Below are 12,130 nucleotides of genomic sequence, written 5' to 3'. Positions count from 1 at the left end.
GCTCCTAGTCCGTATTGCTCGTCACGGGGTCGACGATGTTCAGGTTGGTGATGAAACGCTGGAACAGCATGGCCAGGGCCAGCGGCGGCAGGGCGGCCAGCATGCTGGCCGCGGCGAACAGCCCCAGGTCGGCGCGAAAGCCCGGCATCAGCGGCGACAACCCGAGGAGCGACGCGGACAGGGTCTGCGCGGCGGTGCCGCCCGTAAGCACGATGGCGAAAAGCAGATCGTTCCATCCCACCAGGAAGGCGATGATGAAGGCCGCGGCGATACCGGGCAGCGCCATCGGCAGGGTGACGTGGCGCAGCATCTGCCAGCGCGTGCAGCCGTCCATGCGCGCGGCGCGCTCGATTTCGACGGGCAGTGACGAGAAATAGCCCATCAGCACCCAGGACAGCAGCGGGATCACGGCCGTCAGGTAAACGACCCACAGCCCGAACAGACTGCCCGCCAGCCCGATGGCGGCAAAGAACACGTAGTACGGAATCAACAGCGCGATGGGAGGCAGGGTGCGCGAGGCCAGCAGCACGTAGAGCAGCGGCCCCTTGAACGGAAATTCGAACCGGCCCAGCACGTACCCCGCCAGCGTTGCGATGGCGGTCCCGGCGGCCGCGGCCGGCAGCGCCACCAGTGCGCTGTTCACGAAGCCCGTCATGATGGCCTTGGTCTGGCCGCCGAAGATGGAGTCCGAACTGGACAGGCCCAGCACGCGCAGGTAGTTGTCGAACGTGTAGCCGCCCGTATTGTGCGCAACGCCCATGATGATGGCGGACTCGTCCATGAAGGACGCCTTCAGCGTCCAGTAGATCGGGAACAGGCTCCATAGCGCCACCAGGACCACGCCTGCCCCGACCAGCCAGGGCCGCCAGCCTTCGCCGGTGACCTGCGCAGCGTCATTTCGCATGGGAGTCTCCTTGTGGGCGCTTCTTGCGGATCAGCATGAAGTAGGCGGTGGCCAGCAGCAGCGACAGCACGGTCAGCAGGAACGCCGCGGCAGACGCCAGCCCGTACTTCGAAAACTCGAAGTTGTAGCGGAAGATCAGCAGCGGCAGGATCTGCGTGGACGTGCCCGGCCCGCCGCGCGTCAGCGAGAAGAGCAGGTCGAATTGGCGCACGGCCTCCACTGTCATCACCACCAGCACGATCAGGGTCGTGTGCTTCAGGTGCGGCAGCGTGATGTGGCGAAAGCGCGAGAGCGGACCCGCCCCGTCGACCCGCGCCGCGCGATAGAGGTCGCGCGGAATGGTCTGCAGTGCGGCCAGGTAGAAGAAGCTGCCCAGCGGCGCGACGTGCCAGACGAACGCCAGCGCCACCCAGAACAGCGCCCACTCGCTGGACAGCCAGACAGTGGCTGCGTTGGCAAGGCCCAGCGGCGCCAGCAGGCCGGTCAGCGCGCCGAAGCTGGGGTTTAGCAGGAACGAGAACACGGTTGCGGTGACGACCTGGGACATGGCCCAGGGCAGGAGGGCCAGCCCTCGCACCAGTCCGCGCAGCGGCATCTCTTCGTTCAGCACCAGCGAGATGCCCAATGCGGCGGCGAACGATCCGGCCACGCACATCGCTACGAAGCCCAGGCTGCGCCAGATCGCGTCGATGACGGCAGGGTCGCCAAGCACCTCGCCGTACAAGTCCGCGCCCACGAATTCCTCTGTGCGCAGGATGGCGTTGGTGTCGTGCAGGCTGAGCCAGAACGAATAGCCGAGCGGCACGCCGATGATCAGCGTATTCAGCGCATACACCGCGACGATCACGGTCATCGCAAAGCCCAGGTCCGACATTTCTTTGCCGCCCTGCCGGGCCAGGACCGGGCGGGCGGGAGCCAGGCTGGCGGTATTCATGATCGCGGCTCCTCGCCGCCGTACACCCGCAATCCCTGGGCGTCGAACAAGTACAGTCGCGCAGCAGGCAGCGCCAGGGAAATCGGCGCGCCGACTTCATGGCGGCGTTCGGGCGACAGGCGGGCGCGCAGGCGCGGACCGTCGTCGCCGTCGCCCGCCACGACGTCCACGAACTGGTCGGAGCCCACGGGTTCCACGGCCCACACCCGGCCTTGCAGCAGCAGGCCGTCGTCCGCCAGCGGCGCGAGGCTGATGGCTTCGGGCCGGATGCCGATCGCGGCAGCGCTGCCGGCGGGCAGTCCGCGCGCCGCGGCGGCAAGCGCGGGCGGCAGCACGTAGCGGCCGGCTTGGGTCGCCAGCACGGGGGCGCCTTCGTGCGCCTCCAGCGTCCCGCGTAGGAAGTTCATGCCGGGATTGCCGATGAAGTCGGCCACTTCCATGTTGGCGGGACGGCGGTAGATGGTGTCGGGATCGGCGAACTGCAGCAGGTTGCCGCCGGACATCACCGCGATGCGGTCGGCCAGCGTCATCGCCTCGACCTGATCGTGCGTGACGTAGATGAAGGTGGCTTGCAGCGTGCGGTGCAGGCGCTTGAGCTCCACCCGCATGTCCGTGCGCAGCTTGGCGTCCAGGCTGGACAAGGGTTCGTCGAACAGGAACAGGTCAGGGTTGCGCACCACCGCCCGGCCGATAGCCACGCGCTGGCGCTGTCCGCCAGACAGCTGATAGGGCTTTCTGTCCAGCATGGATTCCACGCGCAGCAGGCTGGCGGCCTGATCGACCCGGGCGCGCACCTGCGCCGCCGGCATCTTCTGCATGCGCAGCGGAAAGCCGATGTTCTCGCGCACGGTCATGTGCGGATACAGCGCGATGCTCTGGAACACCATGGCCACGTTGCGCCGGTGCGGCGGCACCTGGTCCACGCGCCGGTCGGCGATGCGGATCTCGCCGCCGGTGGGGGTGTCCAGGCCGGCGATCATGTTCAGCGTGGTGGTCTTGCCGCAGCCGGACGGGCCCAGCAGCACCACGAATTCGCCGTCCTGGATGTTCAGGTCCAGCGAGCGCACGGCCTGGAAGTGGGAATAGGCTTTCTGGATGCCTTGCAGGGTGACGCTGGCCATATCAGCTCCGCTTCAGGATCTTGGCGTACTTCTTGTGGAGCGCGTCCCAGCGGGCGCGCAGTTCGGTCGCCACCTGTGCGGGCGTCTTGGAGCCCTTGATCAGCAGGTCCTGGGCGATCATCTCGTGCATGCCCGTGTCCCATTCCTGATACCAGGGCGCCTTCAGGATGTTGGCCGCAACGGCCTTTTCGCGGCCTTGGAACAGCCACTGGTATACCTGTTCGGGATGGCCCGGATACATCCATTTCATGATGGCGGACTTGCTGGCCGGATCGCTGTAAAGCTCCGGGAACGGCACTTCCAGGTTGGCCTTTGCGATCCAGTTCTTGTGCGTGGTGAGCTGGCCCGCCTTGTCCCGGTAGCCGAAATGCTTGACCAGCTCCCAAAGCGCCGCCTGCTCGGCGTCGCTGCGCTTGCGGGTGGACATGCACAGCAGCGCGTGGCCCACCAGCACGGTGTCGTGTGTGGCGCCCGGCACGACCGGGTTGTAGCTGGACCAGGCGGCGATCTTGCTCTTGGCCGGGTCGTTGTAATTGAAGCTGTAGTAGTCGATGTTCAGGTGGAAGGCGTGCAGGCCCTTCATCCACGAGCTGGAGGTCTCGGTGCCAGACCAGGTCAGCACGGCGCGCTGCACCAGCCCGTCGTCCCACCAGCGCTTCCAGTCGGCCAGCACCTTGGCCAGCGGCGTGTCGGCGCCGAACGTCGCGCGCAGTTCGCCGTCCACGAAGCGTTCGCCCTCGGCAAAGCACTGGGCGATGAGCGCCCAGGGCAGGCCGGTCCACGCGTTGTACCAGGGCATCAGCATGGGATGCTCTGCCAGACCCTTCTTCTTGATTTCGCGCGCCTGCGTTTCGACGGTGGCCCAGTCCTGCGGATAGTCGGCCGCGTTGGCTGTGCCGCCGAAACCCGCCTCGCCCAGCATCTGTTCGTTGCGGAACAGGGCGAACGGCCCGCCGTTGTAATAGGTCAGCCCCAGATAGCGGCCGTCGGTCGCCTTGGCGTCCTCGACGATGCCGGGGAACATCTGCTTCTGGATGTCGGCCAGGCCGGGCATGTCGTCGATGGGCCGGATCCAGCCGGCGGCGTACCAGCGCGAGGCCTGTCCGCGCTGTGCATAGAACATGTCCAGCGGGGCCTTGGCGGCAAGCTGAGTTTCCAGCACCGCAGCGTAGTCGCCGGGAATGGGCGACAGGTTCACGGGGACGCCGGTGTCCTGCGAGAAACTCGCGGCGCCTTGCTGCACGATTTCGCTGCCCCAGGGCCAAAATGCGAACGTCAACGGCGGGGACGCCTGGGCCAGCGCCCGCAGGGGCCAGCCGCCGGCCGCCAAGCCGGCTGCCCCGGCCAGGCCTGCGGCGCCGCGCAGCAGGAAATCGCGCCGGGCGGGATCGGCTTGGCCGGGAGACTCCGGGCCGGGGCGGCAGGTCTGGCTGTCGAGGAGAGAACGCTGGGGCATGCTGGACTTCCTTGTAGTTGAAACGACGACAAAGAGAGGGTGCAGCGGAGGCGTGTGACTACGTGGTCACATTTGGCGTTCAAGATATTCCCTTGGCAATGCCAGCAGCAAGAGGGGAGTTTCCCTAGGAATGAGAAGCGCGCGCGGCAGGCGTGCGCCGCGCGCTGTCTGACCGCGGCGGCCGGCCTACAGCCCGACCGCCTTCAGGTCCGGACTTTGGCGATGCCAGTCGGTCACGGCCTGGAATGCCATGCCGATCCGGCCCAGCACGCCTTCGGCGCCGGGCTTGCCCAGCAATTGCACGCCCAGCGGCAGTCCGTTGGCGGTGAAGCCGGCGGGCAGGGCAAGGCCGGACGCGTTGACGTAATTGCCCGCACGCGTGAAGGCGGCCAGCGGCGTGGCCGCCTCGTCGACTTCTTCCAGGCGGCGCGCGCCGAAGGGTGCGCTGGGCGTCAGCACCGCGTCAAAGTCGCTCATCCAGTCCAGCCAGTCCCGGCGCGCCTGGGCGTGCGCCTGCAGGGCGGCGATGTAGTCGGCGGCCGACAGGTCTTTGCCCGACAGCACGCGGGCGCGCACGTATTGGCCAATGGGTTGCGCGGGGTCTTCGATATAGCCGCGGTGGACGGCGTAGGCCTCGGCCGCAATGATCTGGCCGTTGCGCTGCATCATCTCGCGGAAGTCGAAGGGGAAGGGCGTCTCCGCCACTTCGGCGCCCAGGCCGGCGAGCACGCGGCGCGCGTCGTCCAGCGCGGACAACGCGTCGGCGTCTACGGCGATGGGGTGCTGGGAAAGCGGCATCAGGGCAATGCGCACGCCGCGCAGCGGCTGCTCGCCGGGGGCGGGTTCGCGGAATTGAAAGGCCGGCACGCCCAGCGTCAGGGGATCCTGCGCATCGGGGCCTGCCATCAGCGCGGTCAGCAGCATCGCGTCGCGGGTGTCGCGCGTCAGCGGGCCCAGGGTATCCAGGGTGGTCGACAGCGCCACCGCGCCGTAAAGGCTGATCAGTCCGCGCGAGGTCTTCAGGCCGGTCACGCCATTCAGCGCGGCCGGAATCCGTACCGAGCCGCCCGTGTCCGACCCCAGCGCGGCGGGCGCCAGGCCGGCGGCGACGGCCACGCCGGATCCGCTGGACGATCCGCCGGGCACGCGCGGCTGCTGCAAATCCCAGGGATTGCGCGGCGTGCCCATGACAGGATTGGTGCCCCAGCCGCCGAATGCGAATTCGACCATGTGGGTCTTGCCCAGCATCACCATGCCCGCGTCGAGCAGGCGGGAGACGGCGGTGGCGGTGACGCCGCTGCGGCGGTCGCGCCAGGCTTCGGAGCCCGCCGTGGTGATTTGCCCCTGGATGTCGCATAAGTCTTTGACCGCCACCGGCACGCCGTCCAGGGGGCTGAGCAGGCCGTAGCCCGACTGGCGGCGCGCGTCGGCGGCTTCCGCCAGCCGCAGGGCGCCGGCGCTGTCTACGCTGACGAAGGCGCCCAGCGCCGGGTTGGCCTGGGCGATGCGGTCCAGGAAATGGCGCGTCAATTCCACCGAGCTGTACTGGCCCTGGGCCAGGCCCGTCGCCAGTTCACCCAGCGTGGCAAATGCGATTTCAGACATGTTTTCCTCAGGTTGATGCCATGAACCTGCCCGCCAGGCCCACGTTGGCCCGCCGGCTTGCGGGGGGCCCGGGGAGAAGGGTGCATCGCCGCGCCGATTCGGTCTATGCGCGATTTCCCGGTCCGGAAATGAAACGGCCCATGCTGGGCATGGGCCGTTTCGTCTTGCCGAAGCGGGAGGGTCAGAGGATGCCGCGTATTCCCGCAATGCCGTGCGCGCCATGGCGCAGCGCCTGCGATACGGTCTGGGTGGATTGCCCGCCCAGCGCGAACACCGGAATGCCCGCGTCGCGGTTGCCCTGCACGAAACCATCCCAGCCCAGCGTCGGCGCGCCGGGGTGGCTGGGCGTATCCAGCACCGGGCCCAGCACCGCGAAATCCGCGCCGAGGTCGCGGGCATGCACGACCTGGGCGTTGTCGTGCGCGGACACGCCCACCAGTGCGGTCTTGGGCAGGTCGGGGCGGGCGGTCAGCCGCGCCGCGTCCGCCGTGCGCAGGTGCACGCCGTCGGCTTCCTTCCACCATGCGGCGGGGTGGATGCTGTTGACCAGCAGGCGCGCGCCCGCCGCCCGGCAGCGCTTGAGGGCCTGCTGCAGGACTTCGTGCAGCGAACTGGCGCCGACGCCGTCCGGCCATTGCGGTTCGCGCAATTGCACCAGCTTCACGCCGCGCGCCAGCGCGGCTTCCAGCCGGCCCAGGAACGGCGCGATGCCGGCGCGCGAGCCGACGGAACTGATGCCGTAGGTGGTGGGCAGCTGCAGCCAGCGCAGCGGGGGGAGGGTGGCGGGCAGCAGGTCGCCCACCGAGGCCGCGTTGGCCGGGTCCACCCATTCCAGGCGCTGGTTCTCCAGGCTTTGCGGTTCGCCTTCCCAGCCGGTGACGTGGCAGAACGCCAGCCGCACGGTGGTGTGCGGATAGACGTGCACATAGGTGACCCAGGGACGCGATTGCGTGACGCGGATGCCGATTTCTTCCTGCAGTTCTCGCGCCAGCGCTTCCAGTACGGTCTCGCCGGGTTCGAGCTTGCCGCCGGGAAGTTCCCACCAGCCCGACCACGGCTTGCCTTCGGGGCGCTGCCCCAGCAGCAGCTTGCCGTCGGGACGCAGGATCAGGCCAGCGGCGACGTCGACGATCTTCTCAGACATGGCGGGCCGCCCAGTCGCGTGCGAACTGATAGGCCACGCGGCCAGACCGCGATCCGCGTTCGATCGTCCATTGCAGCGCCTCGGTGCGCGAGGGTTCGATCTGCGCTTCGGGGCAGCCCAGTTCGCGCAGCCAGTGGTGCACGATGTCCAGGTAGTCGTCCTGCTTGAACGGGTAGAACGACAGCCACAGGCCGAAGCGCTCGGACAGCGAGATTTTTTCTTCGACGGTTTCGCCCGGATGGATCTCGCCGTCGGGCTGGTGCTTGGCCTGCAGATTCTCGCTCAAGTATTCCGGCATCAGGTGGCGCCGGTTGGACGTGGCGTAGATCAGCACGTTGTCGCCCGAGGCCGACACCGAGCCGTCCAGCACGGACTTGAGCGCCTTGTAGCCGGCTTCGCCTTCCTCGAAGGACAGGTCGTCGCAGAACACGATGAAGCGTTCCGGGCGCGAGGCGACCAGCTCCACGATGTCGGCCAGGTCGCCGAGGTCGGACTTGTCGACTTCGATCAGGCGCAGTCCGCGGTCGCCATAGGCGGCCAGCATGGCCTTGACCAGCGAGCTCTTGCCGGTGCCCCGGGCGCCGGTCATCAGCACGTTGTTGGCGGGCTTGTTTTCAAGGAACTGCAGCGTGTTGCGGTCGATGGTGGCCTTCTGGCGCTCGATGTGCTGCAGGTCTTCGAGGTCGATGCGCGCCACATGGCGCACGGCGTCCAGCCAGCCGCGCGCGCCGCGCTTGCGCCAGCGGAACGCGTGGGCCGTCCAGTCGATCTCGGGCGTGGCCGGAGGCAGGAAGGCCTCCAGCTGCGCCAGCACGCGCTCGGCGCGCTGGATGAGGTTGGTGAACTCGTTGGCCGTCATGTCGATCAGGAACGGTAGTCGGCGTTGATCGACACGTATTCGTGCGAGAAGTCGCAGGTGTAGACGGTGTCGCTGACCTGGCCGCGGCCCAGCGCGATGCGCACCGAGATCTCGGCCTGCTTCATCACGCGCTGGCCGTCGGCTTCCTGGTAGGCGGGGTTGCGGCCGCCGTCCTTGGCAACCAGCACGTCGTCCAGCCACAGGCGGATGTTGGACACGTCCAGGTCGTCGATGCCGGCGTAACCCACGGCGGCCAGGATGCGGCCCAGGTTGGGGTCCGAAGCGAAGAAGGCGGTCTTGACCAGCGGCGAATGCGCGACGGCGTAGGCGACCTTCAGGGCTTCCTCGGTGGTGCCGGCTTCCTCGACGCGGATGGTCATGAACTTGGTGGCGCCTTCGGCGTCGCGCACGATCTTGGTCGCCAGGTCCAGCGCGGCGGCCGTCAGCGCCTCGCGCACGGCCGCGTAGGCGGCGTCGGACTCGCTGTTGACGTTGACGCCGGACTTGCCGGTGGCGGCGATGATGAAGGAGTCATTGGTGGAGGTGTCGCCGTCCACCGTGATGCGGTTGAACGAGGCGTCGGCGATTTCCACGGCCAGCTTGCGCAGCAGCGGCTGGGCGATGCCGGCGTCGGTGGCCAGGAAGCTCAGCATGGTGGCCATGTTGGGGCGGATCATGCCGGCGCCCTTGCTGATGCCGGTGAAGGTGACGGTCTTGCCCTCGATCTGCACCTTGGCCGACGAGATCTTCGGCAGCGTGTCGGTGGTCATGATGCCGTGGGCGGCGCTGGACCAGTGGTCGGCGGCCAGGTTGGCGATGGCGCCGGGCAGGCCCGCGACCAGGCGGTCCAGGGGCAGCGGTTCCAGGATGACGCCGGTGGAGAACGGCAGGATCTGCGCGGCGGGCACGCCCAGCAGCTTGCCCAGCGCCTCGCAGGTGTCCTTGGCCTTCTTCAGGCCTTCCTCGCCGGTGCCGGCGTTGGCGTTGCCCGTGTTGATCACCAGCGCGCTGATCGGACCGCCAGCGGCCAGGTGGGCCTGGCAGACCTGCACGGGAGCGGCGCAGAAGCGGTTGCGCGTGAACACGCCCGCCACGCTGGCGCCTTCGGCCAGCCGGAACACCGTCAGGTCACGTCGGTTGGCTTTGCGGATGCCGGCCTCGGTGACGCCGATTTCTACGCCGGCAACAGGAAAAATTTCGGACTCGGAGGGGATCTGCAGATTAACGGCCATGACTTCGTCTCTTGGTGTGAGCGGGACGGAACCGCCGCCAGGCAAGGCGGCGCGCGGGAAAGCTTCGTATTATCCCACCGCTTTCGGGTGGAGGGGCGGGCAGGGCCGTCAGGGGCCGATGCGCATCGCGGCCACGTCCAGCACGCCGGCTTCCCGGTTGCCGAGCACGCTGCGCACGGTGCCGTCCGGCGCCTGCAGCACCGATTTGCCCGCGGGCACGTCTTCGCCGCCGGCCCGGCGCGCCGAGCGTCCGCGCGAAGGCGAAAACAGCAGGTCGCCGGTCTGCGCGCCTTGCAGGCGCGGGTTGGCGGACAGGACGCGGGTGCCGGGCGGATAGGTCATGTCGCCCAGCACGGTGTCGCGGGCGATCAGGCCCTCGAAGCCGACCATGCGGCGCTGGCCATCCAGTTGCATGTCCACCTTCAGCAAGGGGATCCGCGCCACGGTCAGGGCGTCGCTGCCTTCCGTGCGCAGCAGCCAGCGCGGGGTGGCGCTGGCGGCGTCCAGCGGCGTGCCGCGGGCGGCCTGCTCGACCTTGAGCCAGGCGCCCGCCGGCACCGGCTGCTGGTCCAGCGTATTGCCGATGGCCAGGTGGCAGCTGGCGAAATGGGGTTGCCCGCCCTGGACCACGAACTCGACCCGGTGGCCGTGCGCGCAAAGCCAGCCCTCCAGCGCCTGGTCGCGGGCGATCTCGGCGGACAGCGTTTCGGCCTGCCGGCTGGACGCCGGGTAGCGGAACAGCCGGGTGGCCTGCATGCCCTGGATGGGAGCGGGGTGGGCCTCGGGAAAAACGGCCTTGTCGAACGACGCCAGCTCGCCGGGCGTGGTCAGGCTGAGCACGGTGCCGGCAGGCATCTCCACGCCCGCCAGCTTGGTGGGCTGGGCCAGCACCGTCTTGCGGCTGTCGTCGGCCTGCGCTTCGCGCTGGGCCGAGAACCACAGGCTGAACTGCTGGATGGGGAAAATGGCGCCGATGACGGCCAGGAAGGCCATCATCAGGGTGCCGCGGCGGCGGTGGCCGCCCAGCCACTCGCGCGCGCCGCGCGACGTGGCCAGCACGGCCAGCCAGGTCAGCAGCGTAGAGAGGCAGGCCAGGGAGGCCGCCATCAGTACGTAGAAATTACCGCCAGGAAGGGAAACCGGAATCATGGCGGCAATTATGCGCCAAACGGGGCGCCGGTTTCAGCGCCCCGCCGGCGTCAGTCCCGGGCGGATTCCGACCGGGTGGCCACGACCTGCAGCTTGAGCTCGCCCAGGGCCTGGAACAGGGCGTTGCGGCTGGCTTCGGGCAGGTCTTCGAACATGGACTTGACCCAGGATTCGTGAGCGCGCGCCATGCGTGCAAAGCTCTTCTTGCCCTGCGGGGTCAGTTTGATCAGCGAGCTGCGGCGGTCGGATTCGACCTTGGTGCGGACCACCAGGCCCTCTTTTTCGAGCTGGTCAGTGATGCCCGTGATATTGCCGTTGGTGACCATCATGTGGCGCGACAGCTCGCCCATCTTCATGCCCTTGGGCGCGCGCTGCAATTGCGCCATCAGGTCGAAGCGGGGCAGGGTGGTGTCGAATTCGTTGCGCAGGCGGCTGCGGATCTCTCCTTCGATGAGATTGGCGCAGGTCAGCATGCGCAGCCACAGGCGCAGCGCGTGATGGTCGTCGGGCGCGGCGCGGGATTCCAGGTCGGGGGAGTCAGTCATGGCGGGGAAGGATACCGGGAATGCGTGAAGGAGCGGGCGCCAGACCCATCTGTTCGAAGATGGCTTGGGTCAGCGGGCTATGCGGATCATTGAGCGTCAGGACGATATCGTAGTGATTTGTGCCGGGCATCGGGACATAGCTGCCGGGAAAACCGCGTTCGCGCCAGGCGGCAAGATAGTCGTCGCTCTGGCGCTTGAATTCGTCGGTTTCGGATTCGCCGTAGCTGACCACCAGCGGGCAGCCGGCCTGCGGCAACTGCAGCGCCGGGCTGTTGCGGATGGCGTCGGCCTCGCTCATGCGCATCCATTCGTTGATGTGGGTGTGCACCAGCGGCCGCAGGTCGAACAGGCCCGACAGGGGCGCGGCGCCGCGGACCACGCCGGGCGGCACGTCGTAGCTGGCGTGCCAGCCCCCGGCCAGCAGCGCGCCGACCAGATGCCCGCCGGCGGAGCTGCCGCAGATGTGGATGCGCGCCGGGTCGCCGCCGTATTCGGCGATGTGGCGATGCACCCAGGCCAGCGCGCGCCGGTTCTGGTCGACGATGCGGTCCAGGGTGACGGCAGGCGCCAGCGAATAGTTCACCGACACGACCACCGCGCCCGCCTGCGTGAAAGCGGGCGCCATGCCGCTGGATTCGTTCTTGGAAAGCAGGCGCCAGTAGCCGCCGTGGATGAACACGAAGACGGGCGCGCCGGGCTTGCCGGGAGCGGCTCCCGCGGCTGGAAATATGTCCAGCAATTCGTCGGGATGCATGCCGAACGGCACGTCCAGCGCGCATTCCAGCGTGCGCCGCGCCACGGCGCTGTCCTCGGCGTATTTCTTGAGTATCGGCTGGATGTCGGGTACTGTCGCGCGAGCGTTGTACTGGACGTCCAGTGCGGCGCGGTCGTAGTTGCGGTAAAGGGTAACCATGGCGGCAGGTTCGTGGTTTGAACTCATGGGCAAGACATTGCCGGCAACGGCCCGAAGGCAGGGTTTGCGGACAATCGCTTGCGGACAAAGGCTTGTGGGCAAAGGCCCTCTTAGTAATAACCCTTTGGTAAAAACCCTAGACTTGTTTTGCCGAATACTTTAAACCTAAACTATGAACCACGCCAGTTTTCCCTTTGCTGCATGACGGGATCACGGCGTTGCAGGCAATACTTCTTGCCGGCACCGGCCTGACGGCGGCGCAATGGCG

11 protein-coding genes are annotated in these 12,130 nt (G+C 68.0%); all 11 read right to left on the bottom strand.

Features of this window, described 5'->3' with window-relative positions; translation table 11 throughout:
- Positions 1 to 4: 4 nt before the first annotated feature.
- The 11 genes from KYC_RS18950 to KYC_RS18900 all read right to left on the bottom strand — a co-directional run bounded on the left by KYC_RS18950 (position 5) and on the right by KYC_RS18900 (position 11,862).
- A complete protein-coding gene (locus tag KYC_RS18950) occupies positions 5 to 904 on the bottom strand; it encodes a carbohydrate ABC transporter permease (RefSeq protein WP_008165327.1) in 900 nt (299 codons plus the stop codon).
- Positions 894 to 1,838 (bottom strand): carbohydrate ABC transporter permease, encoded by a 945-nt coding sequence (locus KYC_RS18945; protein WP_008165326.1) that lies wholly within the window; start codon positions 1,836 to 1,838, stop codon positions 894 to 896. Before KYC_RS18945 ends, KYC_RS18950 begins: the two co-directional genes overlap by 11 nt.
- On the bottom strand, positions 1,835 to 2,959 hold the full coding sequence (locus tag KYC_RS18940; RefSeq protein ID WP_008165325.1) for an ABC transporter ATP-binding protein: 1,125 nt from the start codon (positions 2,957 to 2,959) through the stop codon (positions 1,835 to 1,837). Before KYC_RS18940 ends, KYC_RS18945 begins: the two co-directional genes overlap by 4 nt.
- Position 2,960: 1 nt before the next feature.
- Entirely contained in the window at positions 2,961 to 4,415 is a 1,455-nt protein-coding gene (locus tag KYC_RS18935; RefSeq protein ID WP_008165324.1) for an ABC transporter substrate-binding protein, read from the bottom strand.
- Between the two features lie 186 nt (positions 4,416 to 4,601).
- On the bottom strand, positions 4,602 to 6,020 hold the full coding sequence (locus KYC_RS18930; protein ID WP_008165323.1) for an amidase: 1,419 nt from the start codon (positions 6,018 to 6,020) through the stop codon (positions 4,602 to 4,604).
- 181 nt (positions 6,021 to 6,201) lie between these two features.
- Complete coding sequence (locus KYC_RS18925; protein WP_008165322.1) at positions 6,202 to 7,164, bottom strand: Nudix family hydrolase; 963 nt, start codon at positions 7,162 to 7,164, stop codon at positions 6,202 to 6,204.
- Positions 7,157 to 8,023 carry an ATP-binding protein gene (locus KYC_RS18920; protein WP_008165321.1) on the bottom strand — a complete coding sequence of 289 codons (867 nt, stop codon included), beginning with the start codon at positions 8,021 to 8,023 and terminating at the stop codon, positions 7,157 to 7,159. The genes KYC_RS18925 and KYC_RS18920 overlap by 8 nt, the downstream gene beginning before the upstream one ends.
- Before the next feature lie 5 nt (positions 8,024 to 8,028).
- Positions 8,029 to 9,255: a bifunctional glutamate N-acetyltransferase/amino-acid acetyltransferase ArgJ gene (argJ, locus tag KYC_RS18915; RefSeq protein WP_008165320.1), complete on the bottom strand. Its 1,227-nt coding sequence runs from the start codon at positions 9,253 to 9,255 to the stop codon at positions 8,029 to 8,031.
- A 108-nt stretch (positions 9,256 to 9,363) separates the two neighbouring features.
- On the bottom strand, positions 9,364 to 10,404 hold the full coding sequence (locus tag KYC_RS18910) for a hypothetical protein (protein WP_008165319.1): 1,041 nt from the start codon (positions 10,402 to 10,404) through the stop codon (positions 9,364 to 9,366).
- 50 nt (positions 10,405 to 10,454) lie between these two features.
- Positions 10,455 to 10,949: a MarR family winged helix-turn-helix transcriptional regulator gene (locus tag KYC_RS18905; protein ID WP_008165318.1), complete on the bottom strand. Its 495-nt coding sequence runs from the start codon at positions 10,947 to 10,949 to the stop codon at positions 10,455 to 10,457.
- Positions 10,942 to 11,862: an alpha/beta hydrolase gene (locus KYC_RS18900; protein WP_008165317.1), complete on the bottom strand. Its 921-nt coding sequence runs from the start codon at positions 11,860 to 11,862 to the stop codon at positions 10,942 to 10,944. The genes KYC_RS18905 and KYC_RS18900 overlap by 8 nt, the downstream gene beginning before the upstream one ends.
- Between the last annotated feature and the right edge of the window lie 268 nt (positions 11,863 to 12,130).

The sequence above is a fragment of the Achromobacter arsenitoxydans SY8 genome (assembly GCF_000236785.1).
GTDB classification, from domain to species: domain Bacteria; phylum Pseudomonadota; class Gammaproteobacteria; order Burkholderiales; family Burkholderiaceae_B; genus Achromobacter; species Achromobacter arsenitoxydans.
Note: the sequence above shows the minus strand (reverse complement) of the source record. Positions and strands in the feature narration are given on the sequence as shown.

What these genes read in the sequence shown, in the direction of transcription:
- KYC_RS18950 (WP_008165327.1), bottom strand. Translation starts at nt 904, where the DNA reads ATGCGAAATGACGCTGCGCAGGTCACCGGCGAAGGCTGGCGGCCCTGG.
- KYC_RS18945 (WP_008165326.1), bottom strand. Translation starts at nt 1,838, where the DNA reads ATGAATACCGCCAGCCTGGCTCCCGCCCGCCCGGTCCTGGCCCGGCAG.
- KYC_RS18940 (WP_008165325.1), bottom strand. Translation starts at nt 2,959, where the DNA reads ATGGCCAGCGTCACCCTGCAAGGCATCCAGAAAGCCTATTCCCACTTC.
- KYC_RS18935 (WP_008165324.1), bottom strand. Translation starts at nt 4,415, where the DNA reads ATGCCCCAGCGTTCTCTCCTCGACAGCCAGACCTGCCGCCCCGGCCCG.
- KYC_RS18930 (WP_008165323.1), bottom strand. Translation starts at nt 6,020, where the DNA reads ATGTCTGAAATCGCATTTGCCACGCTGGGTGAACTGGCGACGGGCCTG.
- KYC_RS18925 (WP_008165322.1), bottom strand. Translation starts at nt 7,164, where the DNA reads ATGTCTGAGAAGATCGTCGACGTCGCCGCTGGCCTGATCCTGCGTCCC.
- KYC_RS18920 (WP_008165321.1), bottom strand. Translation starts at nt 8,023, where the DNA reads ATGACGGCCAACGAGTTCACCAACCTCATCCAGCGCGCCGAGCGCGTG.
- argJ (WP_008165320.1), bottom strand. Translation starts at nt 9,255, where the DNA reads ATGGCCGTTAATCTGCAGATCCCCTCCGAGTCCGAAATTTTTCCTGTT.
- KYC_RS18910 (WP_008165319.1), bottom strand. Translation starts at nt 10,404, where the DNA reads ATGATTCCGGTTTCCCTTCCTGGCGGTAATTTCTACGTACTGATGGCG.
- KYC_RS18905 (WP_008165318.1), bottom strand. Translation starts at nt 10,949, where the DNA reads ATGACTGACTCCCCCGACCTGGAATCCCGCGCCGCGCCCGACGACCAT.
- KYC_RS18900 (WP_008165317.1), bottom strand. Translation starts at nt 11,862, where the DNA reads ATGGTTACCCTTTACCGCAACTACGACCGCGCCGCACTGGACGTCCAG.